General features: G+C 42.8%; 26 protein-coding genes and 3 pseudogenes. 25 read left to right on the top strand and 4 right to left on the bottom strand.

Annotated elements, in window-relative coordinates; all coding sequences use genetic code 11:
• Positions 1-4: 4 nt before the first annotated feature.
• From hutU to hutP, 3 genes are all read right to left on the bottom strand, one after another.
• Positions 5-1663, bottom strand: a complete 1659-nt coding sequence (hutU, locus tag MHI44_RS10625) for a urocanate hydratase (RefSeq protein WP_339203485.1) — start codon at positions 1661-1663, stop codon at positions 5-7.
• Positions 1660-3186, bottom strand: coding sequence for a histidine ammonia-lyase (gene hutH / locus MHI44_RS10620; protein WP_339203483.1), 1527 nt, complete (start codon positions 3184-3186; stop codon positions 1660-1662). Before hutH ends, hutU begins: the two co-directional genes overlap by 4 nt.
• A gap of 112 nt (positions 3187-3298) precedes the next feature.
• Positions 3299-3745 (bottom strand): hut operon transcriptional regulator HutP, encoded by a 447-nt coding sequence (gene hutP / locus MHI44_RS10615; protein ID WP_144530957.1) that lies wholly within the window; start codon positions 3743-3745, stop codon positions 3299-3301.
• A 317-nt stretch (positions 3746-4062) separates the two neighbouring features.
• Here hutP and MHI44_RS10610 point away from each other — a divergent pair.
• From MHI44_RS10610 to MHI44_RS10530, 17 genes and pseudogenes are all read left to right on the top strand, one after another.
• Positions 4063-4222 (top strand): annotated as a pseudogene (locus MHI44_RS10610) (hypothetical protein).
• Positions 4223-4351: 129 nt separating this feature from the next.
• A complete protein-coding gene (gene abnB, locus MHI44_RS10605) occupies positions 4352-5761 on the top strand; it encodes an arabinan endo-1,5-alpha-L-arabinosidase AbnB (protein ID WP_339203480.1) in 1410 nt (469 codons plus the stop codon).
• A gap of 305 nt (positions 5762-6066) precedes the next feature.
• Complete coding sequence (locus MHI44_RS10600) at positions 6067-6432, top strand: DUF5082 family protein (protein WP_339203478.1); 366 nt, start codon at positions 6067-6069, stop codon at positions 6430-6432.
• Positions 6433-6443: 11 nt separating this feature from the next.
• A complete protein-coding gene (locus MHI44_RS10595; protein ID WP_003218942.1) occupies positions 6444-6713 on the top strand; it encodes a YwqI/YxiC family protein in 270 nt (89 codons plus the stop codon).
• Positions 6714-6732: 19 nt separating this feature from the next.
• A complete protein-coding gene (locus MHI44_RS10590; protein ID WP_339203477.1) occupies positions 6733-8463 on the top strand; it encodes a T7SS effector LXG polymorphic toxin in 1731 nt (576 codons plus the stop codon).
• 25 nt (positions 8464-8488) lie between these two features.
• On the top strand, positions 8489-8902 hold the full coding sequence (locus MHI44_RS10585) for a hypothetical protein (protein ID WP_015483915.1): 414 nt from the start codon (positions 8489-8491) through the stop codon (positions 8900-8902).
• Between the two features lie 162 nt (positions 8903-9064).
• Positions 9065-9355 carry a DUF2247 family protein gene (locus MHI44_RS10580; RefSeq protein WP_224588581.1) on the top strand — a complete coding sequence of 97 codons (291 nt, stop codon included), beginning with the start codon at positions 9065-9067 and terminating at the stop codon, positions 9353-9355.
• Positions 9356-9629: 274 nt separating this feature from the next.
• Positions 9630-10079: a hypothetical protein gene (locus MHI44_RS10575; RefSeq protein ID WP_339203476.1), complete on the top strand. Its 450-nt coding sequence runs from the start codon at positions 9630-9632 to the stop codon at positions 10077-10079.
• 10 nt (positions 10080-10089) lie between these two features.
• Positions 10090-10335 (top strand): hypothetical protein, encoded by a 246-nt coding sequence (locus MHI44_RS10570; RefSeq protein WP_130573038.1) that lies wholly within the window; start codon positions 10090-10092, stop codon positions 10333-10335.
• Positions 10336-10417: 82 nt separating this feature from the next.
• Complete coding sequence (locus MHI44_RS10565) at positions 10418-10804, top strand: hypothetical protein (RefSeq protein ID WP_212060110.1); 387 nt, start codon at positions 10418-10420, stop codon at positions 10802-10804.
• A gap of 153 nt (positions 10805-10957) precedes the next feature.
• Positions 10958-11221, top strand: coding sequence for a hypothetical protein (locus MHI44_RS10560; protein ID WP_014665973.1), 264 nt, complete (start codon positions 10958-10960; stop codon positions 11219-11221).
• Positions 11222-11333: 112 nt separating this feature from the next.
• Positions 11334-11837 (top strand): hypothetical protein, encoded by a 504-nt coding sequence (locus MHI44_RS10555; RefSeq protein WP_041521459.1) that lies wholly within the window; start codon positions 11334-11336, stop codon positions 11835-11837.
• 15 nt (positions 11838-11852) lie between these two features.
• Positions 11853-12254, top strand: a complete 402-nt coding sequence (locus MHI44_RS10550; protein WP_339203474.1) for a hypothetical protein — start codon at positions 11853-11855, stop codon at positions 12252-12254.
• A gap of 99 nt (positions 12255-12353) precedes the next feature.
• Positions 12354-12800: a DUF2247 family protein gene (locus tag MHI44_RS10545; RefSeq protein ID WP_212060120.1), complete on the top strand. Its 447-nt coding sequence runs from the start codon at positions 12354-12356 to the stop codon at positions 12798-12800.
• Positions 12801-13100: 300 nt separating this feature from the next.
• Positions 13101-14918: a PTS beta-glucoside transporter subunit IIABC gene (bglP, locus tag MHI44_RS10540; protein ID WP_339203472.1), complete on the top strand. Its 1818-nt coding sequence runs from the start codon at positions 13101-13103 to the stop codon at positions 14916-14918.
• 22 nt (positions 14919-14940) lie between these two features.
• Positions 14941-16350, top strand: a complete 1410-nt coding sequence (gene bglH / locus MHI44_RS10535; RefSeq protein ID WP_339203470.1) for an aryl-phospho-beta-d-glucosidase — start codon at positions 14941-14943, stop codon at positions 16348-16350.
• Positions 16351-16452: 102 nt separating this feature from the next.
• Positions 16453-16899: a universal stress protein gene (locus MHI44_RS10530; RefSeq protein ID WP_339203468.1), complete on the top strand. Its 447-nt coding sequence runs from the start codon at positions 16453-16455 to the stop codon at positions 16897-16899.
• Positions 16900-16933: 34 nt separating this feature from the next.
• Here MHI44_RS10530 and MHI44_RS10525 read toward each other — a convergent pair whose 3' ends face one another.
• The gene (locus MHI44_RS10525; protein ID WP_339203466.1) at positions 16934-17665 is read right to left on the bottom strand and encodes a 2OG-Fe dioxygenase family protein; all 732 of its coding nucleotides are present in this window, start codon (positions 17663-17665) and stop codon (positions 16934-16936) included.
• 166 nt (positions 17666-17831) lie between these two features.
• Here MHI44_RS10525 and MHI44_RS10520 point away from each other — a divergent pair, with 166 nt between their 5' ends.
• The 8 genes and pseudogenes from MHI44_RS10520 to MHI44_RS10485 all read left to right on the top strand — a co-directional run bounded on the left by MHI44_RS10520 (position 17832) and on the right by MHI44_RS10485 (position 23151).
• Positions 17832-18575 (top strand): SDR family oxidoreductase, encoded by a 744-nt coding sequence (locus tag MHI44_RS10520; protein ID WP_339203464.1) that lies wholly within the window; start codon positions 17832-17834, stop codon positions 18573-18575.
• Between the two features lie 66 nt (positions 18576-18641).
• Positions 18642-19577 carry a DMT family transporter gene (locus tag MHI44_RS10515; protein ID WP_247471907.1) on the top strand — a complete coding sequence of 312 codons (936 nt, stop codon included), beginning with the start codon at positions 18642-18644 and terminating at the stop codon, positions 19575-19577.
• A gap of 323 nt (positions 19578-19900) precedes the next feature.
• Positions 19901-20196: pseudogene (locus MHI44_RS10510) on the top strand (hypothetical protein); the annotation flags it as partial.
• A gap of 17 nt (positions 20197-20213) precedes the next feature.
• Positions 20214-20702, top strand: coding sequence for a DUF2716 domain-containing protein (locus MHI44_RS10505; protein ID WP_339203462.1), 489 nt, complete (start codon positions 20214-20216; stop codon positions 20700-20702).
• A gap of 37 nt (positions 20703-20739) precedes the next feature.
• Positions 20740-21036 (top strand): YxiJ family protein, encoded by a 297-nt coding sequence (locus MHI44_RS10500; protein WP_024571833.1) that lies wholly within the window; start codon positions 20740-20742, stop codon positions 21034-21036.
• A 16-nt stretch (positions 21037-21052) separates the two neighbouring features.
• Positions 21053-21505: a hypothetical protein gene (locus tag MHI44_RS10495; RefSeq protein WP_339203460.1), complete on the top strand. Its 453-nt coding sequence runs from the start codon at positions 21053-21055 to the stop codon at positions 21503-21505.
• Positions 21506-21522: 17 nt separating this feature from the next.
• Positions 21523-21651 (top strand): annotated as a pseudogene (locus tag MHI44_RS10490) (hypothetical protein); the annotation flags it as partial.
• 351 nt (positions 21652-22002) lie between these two features.
• The gene (locus MHI44_RS10485) at positions 22003-23151 is read left to right on the top strand and encodes a GDSL-type esterase/lipase family protein (protein WP_339203458.1); all 1149 of its coding nucleotides are present in this window, start codon (positions 22003-22005) and stop codon (positions 23149-23151) included.
• The last annotated feature ends 39 nt before the right edge of the window (positions 23152-23190 follow it).

The raw sequence follows: 23190 nt of genomic DNA, 5'->3' as shown, positions 1-23190 counted from the left end.
TCCTTTATTTTTGCATCGGCACGATAATGTCCTGTTCCTTCGCTACTTCAACGGCACGTTCATAACCCGCATCCGCATGACGGATAATGCCCATTCCTGGGTCGCTCGTTAAGACCCGCGCGAGCCGCTCGTCAGCCAGCTCACTTCCATCGGCCACTGCAACCATGCCGGCATGCAGGGAATAGCCCATTCCGACGCCGCCGCCATGGTGGAAGGAAACCCAGCTTGCACCCGCCGCCGTGTTGACAAGCGCATTTAGCACAGCCCAGTCACCAACAGCGTCACTTCCGTCTTTCATCGCTTCTGTCTCCCGGTTTGGAGAGGCGACAGACCCGCAGTCCAAATGATCTCTCCCAATAACGACAGGCGCTTTTAGCTCCCCGCTTCTAACCAGCTCGTTAATGGCGAGGCCCATCTTTTTTCGTTCTCCATATCCAAGCCAGCAAATACGGGACGGCAAGCCTTGGAAGGTGACTTTTTCCTGTGCCATATCAATCCAGCGGTGAAGGGCTTTATTTGTCGGGAACAGCTCTTTTAATAACGCATCCGTACGGTAAATATCTGCCGGATCTCCGGAAAGCGCCGCCCAGCGGAACGGCCCTTTTCCTTCACAGAATAAGGGGCGGATGTAGGCAGGGACAAAACCCGGAAAATCGAAGGCATTCTCCAGCCCTTCATCCTTTGCGACTTGCCGGATATTGTTGCCGTAGTCAAATACAATAGAGCCCTTTTGCTGAAAGGCCAGCATGGCTTCGACATGTTTTTTCATGCTTTGCTTCGCAAGGCGCACGTAAAGCTCTGGATTGTCTTGACGCAAACAGTCAGCTTCATCAAGGGAGTAGGCCTCGGGAACATAACCGATTAAAGGGTCATGGGCAGATGTCTGATCTGTCACAATATCAATTTTGACGCCTCGGTTCAAAAGTGTGTGATGCACCTCAGCTGCGTTTCCGAGAAGTGCAATGGACAAAGGTTTTCCTGCCAGCTTTGCCTCTTCAGCCCAAGCTAAGGCTTCCTCAATCGATGCTGTTTTTCGATCGCAGTATTTTGTTTCGATCCGCTTGTCGATGCGTTTCTCGTCAACCTCGACAGCAATGACGACGCCTTCATTCATCGTGACAGACAGCGGCTGTGCGCCTCCCATTCCGCCGAGACCCGCTGTCAGCGTCAACGTTCCTTTTAAGCTGCCCCCAAAGTGCTGTCGCGCCAGCTCAGCGAAGGTTTCATAGGTTCCTTGCAATATGCCTTGTGAGCCAATGTAAATCCAGCTGCCAGCCGTCATCTGTCCGTACATCATTAACCCTTTTTTCTCAAGTTCGTGGAAATGCTCCCAGTCTGCCCACTTCGGAACAAGAACAGAATTTGCCAGGAGCACGCGCGGGGCCTGCGGGTGTGTACGGAACATGCCAACAGGCTTACCGGATTGCACGAGCAATGTTTCATCATTTTTTAATGTTTTCAAGGAATGCTCAATGGCGTGAAAAGCGTCCCAATCCCGTGCGGCTTTGCCGATCCCGCCATATACGATGAGGTCCTCCGGCTTCTCGGCGACCTCTGGATCAAGGTTGTTTCGAAGCATCCGAAGCACTGCCTCTTGCTCCCATCCTAAGCATTCAAGCTCTGTTCCTCTGTTGGCACGGATTGATTTTTTTACATCAGTCATATGTTCATCCCCCTTAGTTCTTTATTCTGATGATCAGGTATTAAAGATTCCTTCTTCAGCCAGTCAGTCAAGCGTTCAATGTCATAGGAAAAAACACGGTCCTGCTGAATGGACGGCACGACTTTTCTCATTTCCTGAAAAAGCTGTTTCGTATAGGACGCTGCATGTTCTATGCCTCTGTATTCAACAGCCTGTAATGCGCAAATCGCTTCGATCGCAATGACTCTCCTTGTATTTGCGATCACCTGATAAGCATGCCGAGCGGCGATGGTTCCCATGCTGACATGGTCCTCTTGGTTGGCGGATGACGGAATGGAATCCACACTTGCCGGATGGGCCAGTGTTTTATTTTCAGAAACGAGTGAGGCCGCGGCGTACTGCATGATCATTGCACCGGATTGCAGACCGGGATGAGGGCTCAGGAACGGCGGCAGGTCATTCAGCTGCGGATTCACAAGTCGTTCGATCCTGCGCTCTGCGATATTCGCAAGCTCTGATATTGCGATTTTCAGAAAATCCATGGCAAAGGCGATCGGCTGTCCGTGAAAGTTTCCGCCGGAAATCACTTTGTCACCGTCATTGAAAATGAGTGGATTGTCTGTAGCGGCATTCATTTCAATCTCTAATTTTTCTTTGACATAGCCTAGTGTCTGCCAAGTCGCACCGTGTACTTGCGGAATACAGCGCAATGAATAGGCATCCTGAACCCGCAGTTCTCCCTGGGAGGTTGTCAGGCCGCTGTCAGAAAGATAGAAGCGAATTCGTTCTGCGACATCAATCTGCTCCTGATAGCCGCGGGCTGAGTGAATATCCTCGTCAAATGCATCGATAATTCCCCGCAAACCTTCAATCGTTAAGCTGGCAATGCGTTCTGTTTGATAGGCTAGTTTCTCAGCTTCAATGTAGGCGACCACTCCCATTGCAGTCATGGCCTGAGTCCCGTTAATCAAGGCAAGCCCTTCCTTGGATGTCAGCGTTACCGGTTGAATACCGGCTTTTTTCAAGCCTGTCATTGCCGGCATTCTTTCCCCCTCAAAAAAGACCTCTCCTTGCCCGATCAGCGCAAGCGCCAGGTGGGAAAGCGGCGCCAGATCTCCGCTTGCGCCAAGTGATCCTTGCTGAGGGATGACAGGATGGACGCGTTTATTTAAAAAAGCAAGCAACTGCTCGATCAGCTCAGCGCGGACACCGGAAAAGCCTTTTAACAGCGCATTGGCGCGCAAAAGCAGCATTGCCCTGGAAACACACTCAGGAAAAGGGTCGCCGACTCCGCAGGCATGAGAAAGGATTAAATTCAGCTGCAGCGCCGCCGAGTCTTCTTTTTGAATCAGGACATCGCTGAATTTGCCAAATCCGGTGTTGATGCCGTAGATTGTCTTTTCGTCGCGTACAATCCGTTCCACTGCTGCTCTGCTTTTTTTCACGCGCTCCATACTTTCCTCGGAAGCCGCTGCCTCCTCAAAATCAAACAGCACACGAGCGACGTCGGCTGTTGTCAATGAAGTACCGTCTAAAGTCACCATAAGCCCAACTCCTTTTTCTTTACTTTGGTAAAGCGCCCATACAAAAAGGAGCTATGCTGTGAACATCTGTTTTCACGCATAGCCCCCTATCGTCTAAGATCTATGGGCTGTTTCATATGTGATTAATTCCAACACCGAATGTCTCGTGCTCAAGACCTTTAATCGGCGCCCCGATTGTTCCGTAAAGCGAGACAGCAATCCAATCGCCTTCCGCTTCACTTTCATAAGGATTTCCCCTCAAAACGGCAAACCTCAAGCCCACCGTCCGAAGCAGCGATCCTAGAAGCATTTCACCTCTGGTCACGCCATGCAAAGCCTCCATCGTCGCATGATAAAGCGCATGTGACTCCCGATAACCCTCAGATTGAATGACACCGCTCTTTTTGGAAGCGATTTCAATTGCGGCTACTACTTTATGCGCGTCCATTGATCCTACCTTGCCAAGACAGACCCTCCATCCGTCTCGCTCCAGCTCCTCAACCTGCGTACTCTCTTCCGCCTCATTCAGCAGCAGGAGAACAGACAGCCGGCCGATCCGACGCTCTTTATGCAGTGTCATATGAATCACTCAATTCCTAAAAATTCTGATAACTATTAACTGAGTATTATATTAATTGGTTCAGCAGCAGAAGTCAAAAGGTTTTTTACAGTCTTTAACAAGTTAGATTGCTATTGTAATAGTGTGACGCAGAAAGCAGAACAGGTTTTTTCAGCGATTGCACACGATATCCAGACAAGGAGGCAAGCGCCGCTGTCTTACTCTCAATATGCGTTTACTAAGTCGCATTTTTCGCAAGGCATTTTATAAAGAGCCAGCCGAATGACTCTGGTGTTGACGGGCAATCAGGCATCATCTTAAAAACCGCCGACAACGAAATGGCTGTATCACAGTCGATGCAAAACCTGACAAAGCAGTTATTACATGTACGCGAATGAAAAACAGAGTGATGAAAGAAGGAGAAACAGCAAAAGAGTTGAACTATGAAGGAGAGGATATGCAAGCAGCAGTTCTGCGCAAAACAGCCAGACAATGTAAGAGAACAGTGAGAAATCACCTATCTGTTTGAATATGAAAACATTCGGCTGTTTTAATAGGCCGGGGTTTCTTCATAGGGAAATGTAAGCGCTTAAAAATTTAATAAAAAAAGTGAGGCGAATTGGTTAAATGTTCAACCGATTGTTTCGTGTATGTTTTCTTGCAGCTCTTATCATGGCCTTCATCCTCCCAAGCTCCGTCTATGCACAAAAACCAGTATTTAAAGAAGTCAGCGTCCATGACCCTTCCATCATTGAAACAAACGGCACCTTTTATGTTTTTGGATCTCATCTCGCTTCAGCAAAAACAAATGACCTCATGCAATGGCAGCAGCTGACCACCAGCGTAAGCAATGACAACCCACTTATTCCGAATGTCTATGAAGAATTAAAAGAAACCTTCGAATGGGCGCAATCCGATACTCTTTGGGCGGCTGACGTCACGCAGCTGGCGGACGGCAAATACTACATGTACTACAACGCCTGCCGCGGCGACTCGCCAAGATCCGCCATGGGTGTTGCCGTTGCTGACAACATCGAAGGCCCATACAAAAACAAAGGCATCTTTTTGAAATCAGGAATGGAAGGCACAAGCAGCGATGGAACACCGTATGACGCAACCAAACACCCGAATGTCGTCGACCCGCATACCTTCTTTGATAAAGACGGCAAGCTGTGGATGGTGTACGGATCATACTCAGGCGGCATTTTCATTCTTGAAATGAATCCAAAAACGGGCTTCCCGCTTCCTGGGCAGGGATACGGAAAAAAACTGCTCGGCGGCAACCACAGCAGAATCGAAGGCCCGTATGTTCTCTACAATCCAGACACCCAATACTACTACTTATACCTATCATATGGCGGTCTTGATGCAACAGGCGGCTATAACATCCGTGTGGCCCGCTCCAAGAAACCAGACGGCCCTTACTATGATGCAGAAGGCAATCCAATGCTCGACGTCCGCGGCAAAGAAGGCACATTCTTCGACGACCGTTCCATCGAACCATACGGCGTCAAACTCATGGGCAGCTACACTTTTGAAACAGAAAATGAAAAAGGCACCGGGTACGTCTCACCAGGCCACAACTCCGCATACTATGATGAAAAAACCGGGCGTTCCTATTTAATCTTCCACACCCGCTTCCCGGGCAGGGGTGAAGAACACGAAGTCAGAGTCCACCAATTGTTCATGAACAAAGACGGCTGGCCGGTAGCAGCGCCATATCGTTATGCGGGCGAAACATTGAAAGAAGTAAAACAAAAAGACATCACAGGAACATACAAAGTCATCCAGCACGGAAAAGACATCTCAGCCGACATCAAAAAAAACATCAACATCCAGCTCAACAAAAACCACACCATTTCCGGGGAAATGACCGGAACATGGAAGAAAACCGGAAAAAATACCGCTAACATAACGTTAGCTGGCAAGAAGTATAACGGGGTATTTTTACGCCAGTGGGATTCGGTGAGAGAGAAGAACGTCATGACGTTTAGTGTGTTGAATGGCAGCGGTGAGGCTGTTTGGGGATCTAAATAAGATGGAGAAGCGCCTTCGTAGGAAGGCGTTTTTTTATGAGCTTTATTGACTATAAGAAATTGTTAAGTGGGAGAAAAAATAAAAATGAAAGAGAGATTAAAGACTTAAATAAAAAGTCCCTCCTATGATTATTTTCTCCCTCTCATAAGGTGATGAGATCTATTTTTAGCATTTTAGAACCAGTTAAACATCTCTCAAGACAAACCTTTTTACCTATTTATCCAATATGACCCATCATGTAATATGAAAATAGTCTGTATTGTAAAGAATTGACACAGTTTGATAGAAACATGAGGTGTTGCGGCATGCATAGTGAAATGTTGTTACATTCGGTAAAAGCCGACTTACATGAAAAACAGGAACAAATCCATCAGTTAAAACGAGTGCTGCACGAAATCAGGCAAATCAAACACGAATTTTCAGAGGCCCAGCATCTCATTCACCGGCCTCATCTCACCCCGGATGCATGGAGAGGAACACATGCGGAGCGGTTTGAAGATATTCGTGAAGGAATGAACAAAGCATATCAGCAAATCAAAAGCGATCAAGTCAGCGGAATCATCGAAAGCATTCAAGGCAAAATCCACTCATTAGAGAGCGATGTGTATTCCATCAGGCACCAGATCACGAGGATAGAGCATGAAATAGAGAAGGAAAAACATAAAAAGTGAGGTGAGCACAAATGGCACAGGAAATTAAAATGGTGTATGGCACAGTGAAGCAAGGGCTTTCTCAGCTCAAGAATTCAGCTGAACTCAAGTCCTCCTTGCCCGGCCATCTCTCAGGCAGAAACCATTTGAATGTTGTGAAGTCCATCGAGCAATTAAATAAGGACATCAAAGAGCTCACTGAAGCATATGCGTCTGTTCTGGCCAAGCATATCGCACAAACGGAAAGCGCGGTAAACGCCATGAAGGAAACGGACGAAAACATATCATCTTCCATGAAATAAAGCGCGGGAGGACAAGGGATTGAAAACATTAGATGTCCATGCTCTTCACGAGGGCATTCAGCATACGATTGAGAAACTGGACAAGCAAAAACAACAGCTGGAGAAGCTGGAAAAAAGCGTTGAGCATCTGGCAGGCATGAAGGATGCGCTGAAAGGAAAAGGCGGAGATGCCATCCGGACCTTTTACGAGGAGTGCCACAAGCCTTTTCTCCTTTTCTTTGGCATGTTTATCGACGAATACAAAAAAGTGCTGAAACAAACACAGCATGCGATTTCCTCTGTAGAATCTGACTCCCACGGCATGATCGCAGAGGCTTTTCTCTCACACGATGCGAGACATGGGGTCAAGCATGCACGAGAAGTGACAGAGCAGCTCACTGATGCAGTCAATCGCCAGACATCAGCCATCGGCCACATCGTCAGCTTGCCGGCAGTCAATGATACCTTTTTCCGAATGGAAACAGAACAGGCTGAGCGACTGATTTCAGACACCCTGAATAAGCTCTTTCAATTTGACGGCCAGCAAACCCAAGCACTAGAAGCCGCAAAATCAGATTTTCAAACGATGAAAAAATATATAGACCAGCTCGAAACCATGTACACCGGCCCGAAAATTGAAATCACAGGCTACAAAAGCGGCTCCATTCTGAAATCACAGGAAGAAGAAAACATCAACCAAACCTTCGGCGCGATTAACCCGCAAATGAAGCAGTCGGATGATTCACCGATGGAGATGATGCTGAAGAAACTGGAGAAACATAAGCAATCAAACGTTGATTCTGTGATGATGGATGACAAACAACAGAAGATCGAGCGCGAGATTCATGCTGATGATAGTAACTTAACGGTATTACAGAAAGAAGCAGCAGCCCACCTGAAAGTCTATGGAGACATACGGGTGGTAAATGATAAACTATATAATCATAAAGGATTAAAAAAGATAGATACGATAGAAGTGATTGACGAACTAACTCGTGATACTGCAAGCATCGACTACGTCGGCGGCAAATATTATGTATATGAAAACGGCCAAATTGTGAGAGAACTCTACGCTGGAGGGAAAAAGCGGCTAGAAGAAGTGTCTTACATTCCAGAGGATAAAGTAGGCGGAGCTAAGCCACTGGATTCATTTTTGGCTGGAACGCAGTATGAATTTATTGAGTGGGTAAGCCCTCAGGGTGCTGTTAAAAAATTGGCGGTCCGAGGCGGGAAGCGTGTTGTCACAGATGTGGCTAAACATGTTGCGGAGAAGGAAAGTAAGGGTGAGGTTAATAAGGTTGCTTCAAAGGGTGCGAGTGAAGGTAAGAAATTGGTATCTTCAAAGACGGTTATTAGCTCAGATATGGAAGCGAAAATATTGGAAGGACAACGTAAAGTTCCAAAAAATATTTTAATAGGTGGACATTCCTCAAGTATAAACAACGCTAATGATAATTTCGCAGTGGAAGTACTATCTACTAATGCAGATGGGACGAAAAGTGTTATGTTTACTAAGCAATTTGTAGATGGTAATATTTCTAAAATTAAAAAGAGTACATTATTTCCGGAATCGTGGAATGATGATCAGATTCTTAAGAGTATTATAGAGGTTGGAAATACACCACCTATATCTACAAGGTTGAGGGATAGATCAACTTGGCATAGAGCATCAAAAAATGGAGTGGAAATAGATGTTATCAAAAATGGTGACGAGGTAACTAGTGGTTACCCAACAGGAAAGGTAAATGCGCCTCGTCCATCAGGTTTTTGAGATGTAAATTGAAAGGTGATAAAAAATGTATAGAGAATTAGATAATCTTTTATCTGCTGAAACAACTGAGGACTCATGGTACGATGATGGTTGTATAATTGCAAGTGATATATTGTCAGACTTTAGAGCAGATGATTGGGGAAAATTAAAAAACGAAGCACTTACTAAACCTTTGGAATGGCAAAAAAAACTGGCATACTGTATGGATAATAACGGAAGTTCACATGAATTTTCAATATTACTATCACTACTTAGTATTGATAATGAAGAGCTATTTGAGGTATGCATAGATTCTCTAAGAAGCTTTGTGACTCCCGAGAGTAAACAAATGATATTGAACGATCCATCCATACTTCAGAGAATAAATGATAAGTTGCCAAAAGCAAGTGCCCCAGTAAAGAAAATACTTGAAGACTTCCTTGAGAAGGTTCATTCTTAATAATTTGTTATAGAATTGTTTATACAACAATGCTTAAAAGTCAATGATAACTTTTTAAAGCTTATTCTCACACAGTGGTGTGAAGTGGAATAAGCTTTTCCTATTGCAGGATCAGCTTATAATTTTAAAGACTCAGGTAAAATAACCACATGGAAGAGATAGATGGTGTATACAGTTGAGATAATCAAGAAAAACGAATTTGAATGTAACTGGATTACATTGTTTATTAGTAGGCAGTTTAAGTTAATTTCTTCACAAGAAGTAACAAATTATGCGGTTAATTATCTAGTGAATAATCCTAATATTAAAGATGAGAATATCTTTGAATTGGCGTGGGAACAAACTGAAGAAAGAGCAGATGCATTATTAGACCACATAGTCTCTAATAGCCGTTCTGAAGTCTTGAATAGAGAGTATCATAAGTGGTTATACACTGTTTTGAAGAATATATAATAATTCTTCTGATGATAGTATGTTTAGCGACATTGAAAACATTGTTTATATGTTTAACACAACTGAACATATGAACAATTTTTTTAGAACTGTATCGCCTGTTTTCTATTATCCTTCTGATTTGAAATATACAGTAAAAGAACTACTGAAAGAATTTTTTTGGAAACTGAGAGGAAAATAATTTCTAATTAATTATGATTGGGAAATACTCATTATATTGCTTGCGTTACCTCACACCATCTACCGGTGAATAAGAAATAACGGAGATAGTATATTGCTCAGATATAAATATGCAATTGAATATATAAATGATTATGATGAAGTCATTTTGGATTTGGAAAAAGAGAAAATACTTAAAAATGGTTACCTTATTAGTAATTCGTTAGGATCTGATATATTTAGTGATTTCGATAGCATAAAGGAAGAAATTGAACAATTATTAAAAGTATTGTCTGGGGAATTACCAATATTCGAAAGTGGCGGGAATTTAAATTTAATTAGTTCTGATAAACATAAAACAGTGATTGAAGATATTTTCGCAGATGAAGATGAAGGAGATTGTATATGCACAATAGAGACGGTGGAATATACCAAGATCATTTTAATCTGGGCAAAAGAAAGTATTAAGTACAAAAACAAAAGAGACGTTCTATCAGCAGAAGAAGTTGATGAAAGAATAGGTTGGATAAAAGAAAAGTGGAGTGAATTGAATTTTACTAATTGAGGAATAAACAGTGGCGGTATACATTTTATTACTAAAAGAATATGAAGATAATGAAACTGTGGTTTACAAATTGGGGCCTCATGAAAATACTATGGGCAAAATGAAATTAAATAAAATAATTAGGGAATTTTCAGAGTTAGAAGAAATTAAAGACTTCCCGTCAACATTTTATTTTGATCGAGCTGCACATAGATTAGCAGTTTGTTTAGTAAAAGAAGAGGGTGTATTTCCAGTAAAAACGGCTTTTGAGTCTTAGCAAATAATGAAGCTTTTATTGACAACAATGCCCTTCAAGGTTTTAACGCATTCAATATAATAAAAATCAAAGAGGTTCTCCTATGATATATAAAGCACTTATTAAAGGACTTGATCCACATATAGAAGAGGAAGTGATACTCGAAATTGAAGGGGTTGAATTCACAGGTTTTTCATCTGTCTGTCCTTATGAAATTGAAGTGGGGAAAAAATATCCTGTGTTAGTTGGTTTTACGATTTTGGATGAGTTAGTTATTCGTGAAAGTATAGAAAAAACAAAAGAATTAGAACGGATTGGTTTAGGATATCAATATTATATTAGGGGGGTTTTACAAGAGGATTCAATTGATGCAGGAATCGTTCTTACTGATGAAGATGAGTATTTTTCTGAATATCCTTATTTAATTGGGAAAAATGTTGAGATGAAGGTTGACAGGATAAGTATAGAATTTTTAAGGGAGGCTGTTTAAATATAAAAAGTAAAATGATTATAAAAATGGAAACTTAAATTTTTTTATGAGAAGGCTTTGTTCTTGGACATAATCAGAAAAAATTATGAAGGAAACCTTGATTGACACTGCCATAAATAATAGCTGAAGAAATACATAAGGTGATTGTAGAGAGTGAAGAAGATAGATGAGAAATTTTTATTGAGAAAAATAAATGAATCATTATTAATCATTCAGATTGTTTTGCCCCTAGCAGGAATAGTTCTAACTATCACGACAATATGGTTAGCAAATACCAATCAAGTTAACGATATAGAGTTATATGTAATTGCTGGTTTTTCATATGGTGTATTTTTCTTTTTGTTCCCTTTAGGTATTTATATATTTAGGAAAAGAATACTTATAAAAAAATTAAATGATTTAGACGGATATCAATAAGTTTCTAATACGTGAACGTACAGTTTAAGAGCCATTGGGTTGAAAAAAATCCATTCAAGAAAGTCATCCGGGAATAGGGTTTGAAACTATTATTAGAAGGTCATTTGAAATTATGTTAAAAACATTAGAATGTAGAGATAAAAAGCCTATGAAAGTAGAATTTGATGTCTATACACCAATTAATATAGAATTTGGAAATTGGGATATATCAGAAGATAAAACGGTATACTGGAGAACCGGAGATTTTAAAAAATCATTAATTGAAATAGGATTTGCACAAAAAACAGGAGAAATTCGTTCTATTACATTAACTCTGTGTGAAAGTGTTTATAAATCTAAAGAATGGAATATTGAAAACATTGAACCAATAAAAGGGGTTCCTGTTCTTAGCGTAGACCGACAACGGAATGAAACGTATATCGATGAAAAAGGAATATTAAACGTATATATAACAGATAAGACAGTTTATATTCAATTTTCAGCTCATGAGATAGAAGCTCTTATAGAAAATAATCACGTATTATTTTGTTTGGATTGTGATGACAATATTTGTGGTGTCATTATAAACGATGTAGGAGATAATGAAATCAACATATTAGAACAGGCATTAAAATAATAATAAAGAAAAACCTTGAAGAGTAAACCTTTCAAGGTTTTTGACAATTATCATCTTTTTCTAGCAACAACAAATAAAAAGTTAAGGGGCAGTTTAAAAATGTTCACTACTTACAATGAATATGATTTATTAGAACTGTTTGATAGCGAGCCAATAATCGTGGTGAGTGACCCCCTTGCAGAAATATTTATGTACTCTATCCAAGATATGAAAGGCTTTAAACTGATTCTGACAATGGATGTATACGCTTTGGAGTGCAATCTAAGTCTCACCTCCAATGAGTTGCTTGTTTTTGAATCTAAGTTTATAAATGTTACTCAATTAAAGAGATGTAATTCTGATCTATTTATATATATTCATAACGAACCAAAGGTAAAGGTTATATTTAAAAAGCAACTTGGAATTATTTTTGTTTAATGACATATATGAAAGCAAGGATGTTAGAAATTAAAAATCGCTTTAAATACTTTCAAAGTACATCATGTAAATGACGATTAGAAAACTCTTTACGTTGGGTTGAAGCAAGGGTGGATAAACAAAATTGAAGTAATGAATTATGCTGTTGAATATTTGATGAACCATCCCGGTGTACAACGAGAAGAAATTCTAGAACTGGCTTGGGGAGACAAGGATGATATTGAAGAAGCCATTTTGAATATATTACGAGTTGAAGAAAATAGTTTCTATGCTATTGAAAAAAGAAAATGGAGATATGTTATTCTTCTTGAAGTAAAATCAAAGTATAGTGATCATGGAATTGAACTTTTGAGCAAGCTTGCGGAAGTTTATGCAGATATGAATTACCCTGAAGATATGGCGGGTTTTATTCATTATCATCCTTTTAATAACGGATGTAACTCGCATTTACATTCCTATGAAAAAAATATAAATAGATTATGCAATTTGTTTCAAGATTTTTTAGTAAGGAAAAAACAAAATATACAAAATGGCTTACCGTTATAAAAAATAGTCCTTATTGAGCAATCACCTTAGTCAACACCAAAAAAATGAAAGCGTTGACATCCCGCGAATCTAGTGCTAAAGTATATCCTACAAACAAATAAAACGACCCGTCAGGATTGTTACTGCGAAAGCAGGCAAAACCTAAATGGTGCAGGTGCAGGAGGAGACTCTCGCAATCTGTGTCATTTAGGTTTTTTTTATTCTCTTTTAGGAGGTGATGCAGCATTTGATACAAAAAAAGCTGGAAGAAAGGCGGCCACCTTTCTCCCAGCAGTCCCCCCATAAAAAGGAGGTATACACATGGATTATGATAAATTATCGAAGGACATATTACAACTCGTAGGCGGTGAAGACAACGTTCAGCGCGTGATTCACTGCATGACGAGGCTGCGTTTTAATCTTCATGACAATTCGAAGGCGGATCGCAGTCAACTGGAGCAACTGCCTGGAGTGATGGGCACCAATATCAGCGGCGAGCAGTTTCAAATCATTATCGGAAACGATGTGCCGAAGGTGTATCAGGCGATTGTGCGGCACAGCAATCTCAGTGATGAGAGGAGCGCTGGTTCATCCTCTAAGAAAAAGAATGTGCTGAGTGCGGTCTTTGATGTGATTTCTGGTGTGTTTACCCCGATTCTGCCTGCGATTGCGGGAGCGGGGATGATCAAAGGGCTTGTTGCGCTGGCAGTTACGTTTGGCTGGATGGCGGAGAAGAGCCAGGTTCATGTCATTTTGACGGCTGTCGGTGACGGTGCGTTCTACTTCCTGCCGCTCCTGCTAGCGATGAGTGCGGCGAGAAAATTCGGAAGCAATCCGTACGTAGCGGCAGCCATTGCGGCGGCGATTCTGCATCCGGATTTGACAGCCCTGCTCGGTGCGGGGAAACCGGTTTCCTTTATCGGGCTTCCTGTAACCGCTGCCACTTATTCGTCAACGGTCATCCCGATTTTGCTGGCGATTTGGATTGCTTCGTACGTAGAAAAATGGATTGACCGTTTTACACACGCATCTCTCAAATTGATTGTGGTTCCGACGTTGACATTATTGATTGTCGTGCCGCTGACATTGATTACAGTCGGTCCGCTTGGCGCTATTTTAGGAGAATACTTGTCTTCTGGGGTCAATTATTTGTTTGATCATGCAGGGCTTGTGGCGATGATTTTGCTGGCGGGTACATTCTCTTTAATCATTATGACGGGCATGCACTATGCCTTTGTGCCGATCATGATCAACAACATCGCTCAAAACGGCCACGATTATTTACTGCCGGCTATGTTTTTGGCGAATATGGGGCAGGCGGGAGCATCATTTGCCGTCTTCCTTCGCTCCAGAAACAAAAAATTTAAATCACTCGCGCTTACCACAAGCATCACGGCGCTGATGGGGATCACAGAACCTGCGATGTATGGCGTGAATATGCGATTGAAAAAGCCGTTTGCGGCCGCTTTGATTGGCGGTGCAGCCGGTGGCGCGTTTTACGGCATGACGGGTGTTGCTTCCTATATCGTCGGGGGGAATGCAGGTCTCCCGAGCATCCCTGTCTTTATCGGCCCAACGTTTATTTACGCGATGATCGGCCTTGTGATTGCGTTTGCGGCGGGAACAGCAGCTGCGTATTTGCTTGGATTCGAGGATGTGCCTTCTGACGGCAGCCAGCAGCCGGGCAGCAGAGAGATCATTCACAGCCCGATTAAGGGAGAAGTGAAAGCCTTAAGTGAAGTCAAAGATGGAGTATTTTCTGCCGGGATCATGGGAAAAGGATTTGCCATTGAGCCTGAAGAAGGAGAAGTTGTGTCGCCTGTTCGTGGAAGCGTTACCACCATTTTTAAAACAAAACACGCAATTGGCATTACGAGTGATCAGGGAGCTGAAATACTCATACACATTGGATTGGACACGGTGAAGCTGGAGGGACAATGGTTCACGGCTCACGTCAAAGAAGGCGACAAGGTCGCACCGGGAGATCCGCTCGTGTCCTTTGATCTGGAGCAAATCAAAGCCGCGGGATATGACGTCATTACCCTGGTGATCGTGACCAACACAGACCAATATTCATTTTCGCCGGTAAAAGAGATCGGTAAAGTGCAGACAAAAGAAGCGCTGCTTGCTTTATCTTGAAAAAACTAATGGGGTGATCAATATGAGTTCAAACGCAAAACGATTTCCAGAAGGATTTTTATGGGGCGGCGCAGTTGCTGCCAACCAAGTGGAGGGTGCTTATAACGAGGGTGGTAAGGGGCTTTCGACAGCTGACGTATCGCCGAACGGGATCATGTCTCCATTTGATGAATCAATGACTTCCTTGAATCTGTATCACAACGGGATTGACTTTTATCATCGTTATAAAGAGGATATCGCCTTATTTGCAGAAATGGGATTTAAGGCGTTCCGCACATCGATTGCGTGGACGAGAATTTTTCCGAATGGCGATGAAGAGGAGCCCAATGAAGAAGGCCTCAGCTTTTATGATGATCTGTTTGATGAGCTGTTAAAGCATCATATTGAGCCTGTCGTAACCATCTCTCATTATGAAATGCCGCTCGGTTTAGTGAAAAATTATGGCGGCTGGAAGAATCGCAAAGTCATAGAGTTTTATGAACGCTATGCCAAAACGGTTTTCAAACGCTATCAACACAAAGTGAAGTATTGGATGACGTTTAATGAAATTAACGTGGTGCTCCATGCGCCATTTACCGGGGGCGGTCTTGTCTTTGAAGAAGGAGAAAACAAATTAAACGCGATGTACCAGGCGGCACACCACCAATTTGTGGCCAGTGCTCTTGCTGTCAAAGCGGGTCACGACATCATTCCTGATTCGAAAATCGGCTGTATGATAGCGGCAACGACAACCTATCCGATGACTTCTAAGCCGGAGGATGTCTTCGCGGCAATGGAGAATGAGCGCAAAACACTTTTCTTCTCAGATGTTCAGGCAAGAGGCGCATACCCGGGATATATGAAACGCTATCTGGCAGAAAACAATATTGAAATTGAAATGGCTGAAGGCGATGAAGAGCTCATGAAAGAACATACTGTGGATTATATTGGATTCAGCTACTACATGTCGATGGCGGCGAGCACAGATCCGGAAGAGCTTGCAAAATCAGGAGGCAACCTGCTGGGCGGAGTCAAAAACCCTTACCTCAAATCATCAGAATGGGGCTGGCAAATTGATCCAAAAGGCTTGCGCATCACGCTCAACACCTTATACGACCGTTATCAGAAGCCGCTGTTCATTGTTGAAAATGGCCTTGGCGCTGTAGACAAGGTTGAAGAGGACGGCACGATTCAGGACAATTACAGAATCAACTATCTGCGTGATCATTTAATTGAAGTGCGCGAAGCCATTGCGGACGGCGTTGAATTAATCGGATACACATCATGGGGGCCAATTGACCTTGTCAGCGCATCTACTGCGGAAATGAAAAAACGCTACGGCTTCATTTATGTGGACCGGGACAATGAAGGAAATGGAACATTTAATCGTATCAAGAAAAAAAGCTTCAACTGGTATCAGCAGGTCATCGCCACAAACGGAGAGAGTCTCTGACAATTTTTTGAAAACTCATGCACTTCAATTGACAATAACGAAATGCAGGCAGACAATAAAAGAGAAAGATGAACCACCCACAGTCCGAAAGGCGGGAAGAGCATGTTTAACAAAATGTTAGTAGCGATTGACGGATCAGACATGAGTGCAAAAGCGCTTGATGCCGCAGTGCATTTGGCAAAAGAGCAGCAAGCGGAACTAAGCATTCTTCATGTGGGGAGAGAAGCCGTCGTCACGACTTCTTCTCTGACGGGAATTGTCTATGTGCCTGAACACTTTATTGATGAAATCAGGAGCGAGGTTAAAAAAGAGGGCCTGAAAATCCTTGAGAATGCAAAAGAAAAAGCAGCCGAAAAAGGCGTTCAAGCTGAAATCATTTACGCGAATGGCGAGCCGGCGCATGAGATACTAAATCACGCAAAAGAGAAAGGCGTCAGCCTGATTGTAGTTGGCAGCCGGGGGATCAGCGGCCTGAAAGAAATGATGCTTGGAAGCGTCAGCCATAAAGTGTCTCAATTATCAACATGCCCGGTTTTGATTGTTCGATAGATTTGTAAAAAAAGCGCCCAAGGGCGCTTTTTTTTTATCTGTTAGAAAATGTAACTAATAATATATCTCGATGCGCACCATCTCTATTGGCAGTGCCGACCGGTGTAACCGCATGAAAGACCTTTTGCCCGAGAGCAAGTGTCTCAAGCGGGTCTGTCAGCCGCAGCACTTTATCAATTTGCCTAACAGACGGAGCAATTAAGTTATCTCCTCCGATAGCATCTTCGCTCAGCTGAAATAGATGGACGAAAACAAGCGGTTCATCGTCACGATGCAGCCAAATGGGTGAGCTGTATGAAGGCGCGTCAGGTGTCACTTGATATCTGACTTGGTGAAGCCCGACGATCACTTCTTTCTCCCAATCTACAAAATCGGTTTGGCGAGCCATTTCTACATTTGAATGTATCATGTGCCGCGTTACAGGATGCTGTAGAAACTCATCTGATATTTTTTCAAATTGTCTGACGATACCGCCATCATCATAATTATATTCTTTTGATTGGAAATATCCATTATCCGGATCTAATTCAAGAGTGTCGGAGTGAGGAGCCAAAATGTAGCGGGAATGCGCTCTGTAACGGCCGCCTCCTTTAGGATCAGCTTTCAAATCATCATATGTAAGCTGTAGTTCGCGGACTGCAGCGTCCGTTGTTTTCTGCTGATAGAAATCTGCTGGGATATACGAATAGCCGTTTTCCTTTAAAAAAGAAGCATATTTAGAAATATCGGATGTCAACTCTTTTTGTACGTTTGAAACTTGAACCATATGAATCTCTCCTTAAAAAGTAGATGATTTTTTTAGTAATTTCCTGTATGATAGAAAATGTGGAAAATAGAGGATGTAGTGCAATGCTAAATTATTTGTAATATATTGTCAAATATAATATTCAGATTATTACAAATTACCAAAATGAAAAAAGGCAGAATGTAAAATGATGAAGAAAAAGAATATAATGATAACTGGGGCAAATAGCGGAATCGGCTTTGCCGCGGTAAAGCAATTTCTAACAGAAGGCTTTCGAGTCGTTGGAGTGGATATTCAAACGAATAAAATGTCAGAATTTATAGTAAACAGTGAGTTTCACATGGAAAAAGCAGACTTGTCTGATGTCCGGCAGGCGGAATCTTTGATGCCAAAGCTAGAACAAAGCCAATTGATTCCGGACATCTTAATTAATGCAGCAGGGATAAGGGAAATTACCCCTGTTCTTGAATTATCAGCAGAATCATTCAAAAAGGTCATAGACATTAATCTCACGGCAGCCTTTATTCTTTCCCGAGATGCGGCAAGGCTGTGGTCAAAGCTGGGAAAACGAGGCTGTATAATCAACATCGCCTCTGTGTCCGGGCTGATGGCAGAGCCTGCGCGGGCTGCCTATGTGTCTTCCAAGCATGCGATCATCGGACTGACGAAGCAGCTCGCTATGGAGTTCGGATCAAAGGGGATCAGGGTGAATAGCATTTCACCGGGCGTGATCCAAACAGAATTAACGGAAGAGTATTTTCAAGACGATGAAATGGTTCAGCTGATCAAAGATAACCATGCCCTTCATACGTGGGGGCAGCCGAGTGATATCGTTTCCTGTATGAAGTATTTGGCTTCTGATGAGGCGCACTTTATTACAGGTTCAAACTTTGTCATAGACGGCGGCTGGACGGCCGGCAAGAAACTATAAAAAAGGAAAAGCACCTTGCAGTTGGGGTGCTTTTCCCTATACATAATTGGAGGTAGAATACGCTTGATGCAGCAAGATCTCTCAATCACACCAAAACAAAAATCAACAGCCGTAATCAAAATGGTCATCTCTATGGTGATTTTCGGCTCCATCGGCTTTTTCTCAGAGCATACCAATCTGCCGTCATTTGAATTGGTCTTTGTCCGCTGCCTTTGCGCGACGCTGTTTTTAGGCCTTTGCTGGCTGGCGTCCGGCCAGTATAAAACTGAAAAATGGAGCAAGAGAGACGTGCTGCAAACATTGGCGTGCGGTTTCTTTCTTGTATTCAACTGGGTGTTTTTATTTAAGTCTTTTGAAGAAACGTCTGTTACAATTGCCATCTCCGTTTATCATCTAGCGCCGGTGCTTGTTCTTCTTCTGGGGAGCTTCTTCTACAGAGAGAAATTAAATGTGATCTCCGTCAGCTCCATTATCATCTGCTTTCTGGGAACTGCGCTGATTTCCGGGATTAACGGCAGCACTTCATTGACACAGCTGATGGGATCAGGGATCATATGGGCAGTTCTCGCCGCACTGTTTTATGCGTTCACCACTTTATTGGGAAAAGGCATTCACAATCTCAGTCCTTACACGACCACCTTCTTGCAGACGGGTTTAGGGGTTATCATCCTGATTCCGTTTATTCACTTTGGCGCTTTTGCTAACCTATCTCAGGGAAACTGGATTATGGTGGTATCTACCGGCATCATCCATACGGGTATTGTATATTTGTTGTTTTTTGACAGTTTACGATTTTTATCAACGAAATTTATTTCAATCATTGTATTTCTCGACCCCGCTGTCGCGATCGTGCTCGATACCGTCTTCACAGGCTTCCGCCCTGACCTCTATCAAACGCTTGGCATCGTGCTGATCTTTGCGGGCATGGCCTTGACGCTTGTCAGGAGGCAGGGGAAGGCGAATGTGGCAGCTGAGGGTACGGATATTGAACAAATGCAATAATAGAAAATGTAAAAAGGCCTATGCGGCCTTTTTTGATTCTTAAAATAACATAAACATTCTAGAAAAATATTGTAATCCTATTCCAATGAAGCTAACATGTTAAATCAATAATACAGTTATTTCAAATTATTGGTGCGAAAAAAAGCTTTCTCAATTAGTAAAAGGAAAAGTGAATGTACTATTTTGATGAAATATCAACTCTTAATGACTATGATTGGCTTGAAAAAAATATAAAACAATAGAGCATATAATATATTGAAAACTTAGTTGGTATTAAAAAGCGATAGTAATGATTATATATACTCTGCAAATTTAAAAACTAAGACGAAACTGTCGTGAGACGGGTGTGGATTCTGTCGGATAAAGAGCCGGACTCAGAAGCATTTTGATCAGCTCGCGATATCTGAAGAAGGTTTTTTGGTTGGGACGTTCAATAATTACAGTGCAGACCTTAAGTCGTCTCTTTATTTGATTTCTGCCGATGTGAGTCAAGAGATGGAAGAGATAACATGCTGTGATTCGAACGGTGAAGGCCTAGATGTTCAACAGCTGAAACTGACAAGTTACGCTTGTTTACGCAGTGGCCTCTTCTGGTGTTTATAAGCAGGATATCCAATAAGGTGTAGGGATGAGATTATGATGAATTGGCGCGCTTTAAGTCAGACAAAACAAGACCGCATCTGGTCAGAAGTGAACAAGCTCATAAAATGGAAGCCCGGAAGCAGATGTCATCACATCATCCCGCCTGATCCATATCGAGTGTTTGATATCTCAAGCGCGATGAGCAGTAAAGCTGGTCATAATGATGTGAGCGGAGTGCTAAGTGATTTAGAGACTTCTATTTTAAAAGCATTTCAATTAGGTACTGGAAAGAACGATGTAATGTACGCACTAGATTGGCAGCATGACGGATATACCTTTAGTCCTCATCAGGCAATGCCTAAGGATGAATTTGGCGAATGGCCTGTTCCCGTATTTCCAAATGGAGACTATTATTTCTTTTTTCATCAGGACTTCTCCTGGGGACTTTTGGGAGACCCGTGGAAATTGACAATCACTGTGTTTGGTGAAGAGCTGTTGGAGGCGATAGATAATAATCCGCCTATCCTGTTTCAAGATAAATGAGTTTGTTATTTAACATGTGCGGAGGGAGAGGATCAGCGTGCTTCAAAAGCTGAGAAAGAGGCAGCGAGAGCTTGAGGACAAGCCGTACCCTGATGAAATGTACGGCTTTGAAGCGGAAATACATGAGTTTTTTATGCTTGTTGCCGGCAGTTTGGATTATGTCCTGGCGAATAAAAGGATGCCCTGGCATCAGCGGCATTCGTTGGAGAAAAGCTTTTTTGAGCTATATCCTGAAATACCACCGGCAATGATCAAAAACAATAACGAACTGTATCATCACATTCTCTTGTATGAGCAAGTCAGACAAGAGATTTGTGTTGCGCTATCCAACTGATAAGGGGGAAGGTTTTATGGAAAAAACCTCTATAAGCAGTATCGGCAATTTGGACATGGTTGATCTTAAACCTGACCAAATCGTTACGTCATGCGAACTTAAAGATGCAGAGTCGTTTTATCGTTTTTGGCAAGGGCTTACCTGTGAGCGAATCATGATACAGGTGATAACGACTGGCTCATTTATAGAAGACCTGTCAGAGTTTGTCAAAGGCTATGCTTACAAGGTGACGAAGCTGGCGAAAAGGCAATTTCATTTCCAATGCGTAGTACATGAAGCAGACCGGGACATTGCAGATTTTCTCTTTCTGTTAGCTTCTATAAATGATGATGTTTTTCTGATCACTGATCCTCAACCGGATAAAAGCTATTTTTCAGAAGGGAAGCTCCAATGCCTAACGGACTCAGGCGAAGGGATCATGTGGTTTGAATATGATGCTGTTGACATCTATATGGTTAGCGGTAACTAAAAATAGGAGGAATCCATTTGAATATCACACAATACGAAAAAGTGAAAAAACATCTTTCTGATGCGGATACAGGTCCATTTACATTCAACGAGTTTTCTTTCTATATGAAAGAAGATGATCGTTATATTCATATTCCTGTGTTTGAATTAAAACTATCTGCTCAAACCTGTGACATTCATTTGCGGTTTGAAGACATTAGTGCATCAAGGCTGGATGACCTTGAATCCATCGATGCGGTTGAGTTGGAGATTGAACCGACTGACGATCAATGGGAAAGACTCCGTTATTATGTGTATGACGAAGCAGATCAAATAAGCTTCTATTGCGGAGGTTGGGATGTGATCAAGTGTGACAAGAAGTCACACTGATTTTCCCCTTCTTGAGACTCTCCCCTCATTTTTATTCCTCAACGCCATTTTTTTCTCCCTTCAGCCATCATAAAGAAACAATCACCGAGTATGCATTAATGTATGCGTTTTCATAGAGGGGGAGTCTTGATGAAAAAATGGATGGCAACGGTTTTTGTGATGATGCTGATGCTGGGTTTTGACGGGATTGAGAGTGTGAAGGCAGTGGAGCCGAAGGTGTATCAGTTTGACTTTGGAAGCGGTTCGATGGAGCCTGGTTATATTGGTGTCAGGGCGTCTGATCGGTATGACCGATCAAAGGGCTACGGTTTTCAAACACCGGAGAATATGAAGGATGTGGCGGCATCCGGGACTGGTGTGAAGAGTGATGCGGTTCAGTTTTTAGCGTATGGGACGAAAAGCAATAACACGTTTAATGTGGATCTCCCGAACGGCCTTTATGAGGTGAAGGTGACGCTTGGCAATACGGCAAGGGCCAGTGTGGCAGCGGAGGGCGTGTTTCAGGTCATCAATATGACAGGGGATGGCGCGGAGGATACGTTCCAAATTCCCGTCACCGACGGGCAGCTGAATCTGCTGGTGACAGAGGGGAAAGCTGGCACCGCTTTTACGCTTAGCGCCTTGAAAATAAAGAAATTGTCTGATCAGCCGGTGACGAACCGAACCATTTATATCGGCGGCGACTCGACGGTGTGCAATTATTATCCGCTCAACAGCAGCAAGCAGGCGGGCTGGGGGCAGATGCTGCCTCACTATATCGATAAACACACCTTTCAAGTGAGAAACATGGCGTCTGGCGGGCAGATCGCGAGAGGGTTCAGAAATGATGGACAGCTTGAGGCGATCTTGAAGTACATCAAGCCGGGGGATTATTTTATGTTGCAGCTCGGCATTAATGACACAAATCCGAAGCATAATGAATCTGAAGCGGAATTTAAAGAGATGATGCGTGATATGATTCGTCAGGTGAAAGCGAAAGGAGCGGACGTCATCCTATCAACACCCCAGGGCCGGGCGACCGATTTTACTTCTGAGGGCATCCATTCGTCTGTAAACAGATGGTACAGGGCTTCTATTTTAGCTTTGGCCGAAGAGGAAAAAACACACCTCATTGACTTAAATGTCCTCAGCTCGGCATACTTTACATCGATCGGTCCGGAAAAAACACTTGGGCTTTATATGGATGGAGATACGCTGCACCCGAACCGCACGGGGGCCGACGCACTGGCGCGATTGGCTGTTCAAGAGCTAAAACGCCAGGGAATCGATGGCTTTTAACACGTCATTTTTTCGACAAAACACATATGCCTTCGTCAA

The organism is Bacillus sp. FSL K6-1366 (assembly GCF_037976695.1).
GTDB lineage: Bacteria > Bacillota > Bacilli > Bacillales > Bacillaceae > Bacillus > Bacillus subtilis.
Note: the sequence above shows the minus strand (reverse complement) of the source record. Positions and strands in the feature narration are given on the sequence as shown.

Bases quoted from the DNA above. Each gene is read 5' to 3' on its own strand.
- hutU (WP_339203485.1), bottom strand. From the start codon at position 1,663: ATGACTGATGTAAAAAAATCAATCCGTGCCAACAGAGGAACAGAGCTT.
- hutH (WP_339203483.1), bottom strand. From the start codon at position 3,186: ATGGTGACTTTAGACGGTACTTCATTGACAACAGCCGACGTCGCTCGT.
- hutP (WP_144530957.1), bottom strand. From the start codon at position 3,745: ATGACACTGCATAAAGAGCGTCGGATCGGCCGGCTGTCTGTTCTCCTG.
- abnB (WP_339203480.1), top strand. From the start codon at position 4,352: ATGTTCAACCGATTGTTTCGTGTATGTTTTCTTGCAGCTCTTATCATG.
- MHI44_RS10600 (WP_339203478.1), top strand. From the start codon at position 6,067: ATGCATAGTGAAATGTTGTTACATTCGGTAAAAGCCGACTTACATGAA.
- MHI44_RS10595 (WP_003218942.1), top strand. From the start codon at position 6,444: ATGGCACAGGAAATTAAAATGGTGTATGGCACAGTGAAGCAAGGGCTT.
- MHI44_RS10585 (WP_015483915.1), top strand. From the start codon at position 8,489: ATGTATAGAGAATTAGATAATCTTTTATCTGCTGAAACAACTGAGGAC.
- MHI44_RS10580 (WP_224588581.1), top strand. From the start codon at position 9,065: ATGGTGTATACAGTTGAGATAATCAAGAAAAACGAATTTGAATGTAAC.
- MHI44_RS10565 (WP_212060110.1), top strand. From the start codon at position 10,418: ATGATATATAAAGCACTTATTAAAGGACTTGATCCACATATAGAAGAG.
- MHI44_RS10555 (WP_041521459.1), top strand. From the start codon at position 11,334: ATGTTAAAAACATTAGAATGTAGAGATAAAAAGCCTATGAAAGTAGAA.
- bglP (WP_339203472.1), top strand. From the start codon at position 13,101: ATGGATTATGATAAATTATCGAAGGACATATTACAACTCGTAGGCGGT.
- bglH (WP_339203470.1), top strand. From the start codon at position 14,941: ATGAGTTCAAACGCAAAACGATTTCCAGAAGGATTTTTATGGGGCGGC.
- MHI44_RS10530 (WP_339203468.1), top strand. From the start codon at position 16,453: ATGTTTAACAAAATGTTAGTAGCGATTGACGGATCAGACATGAGTGCA.
- MHI44_RS10525 (WP_339203466.1), bottom strand. From the start codon at position 17,665: ATGGTTCAAGTTTCAAACGTACAAAAAGAGTTGACATCCGATATTTCT.
- MHI44_RS10520 (WP_339203464.1), top strand. From the start codon at position 17,832: ATGATGAAGAAAAAGAATATAATGATAACTGGGGCAAATAGCGGAATC.
- MHI44_RS10515 (WP_247471907.1), top strand. From the start codon at position 18,642: ATGCAGCAAGATCTCTCAATCACACCAAAACAAAAATCAACAGCCGTA.
- MHI44_RS10505 (WP_339203462.1), top strand. From the start codon at position 20,214: ATGATGAATTGGCGCGCTTTAAGTCAGACAAAACAAGACCGCATCTGG.
- MHI44_RS10495 (WP_339203460.1), top strand. From the start codon at position 21,053: ATGGAAAAAACCTCTATAAGCAGTATCGGCAATTTGGACATGGTTGAT.
- MHI44_RS10485 (WP_339203458.1), top strand. From the start codon at position 22,003: ATGAAAAAATGGATGGCAACGGTTTTTGTGATGATGCTGATGCTGGGT.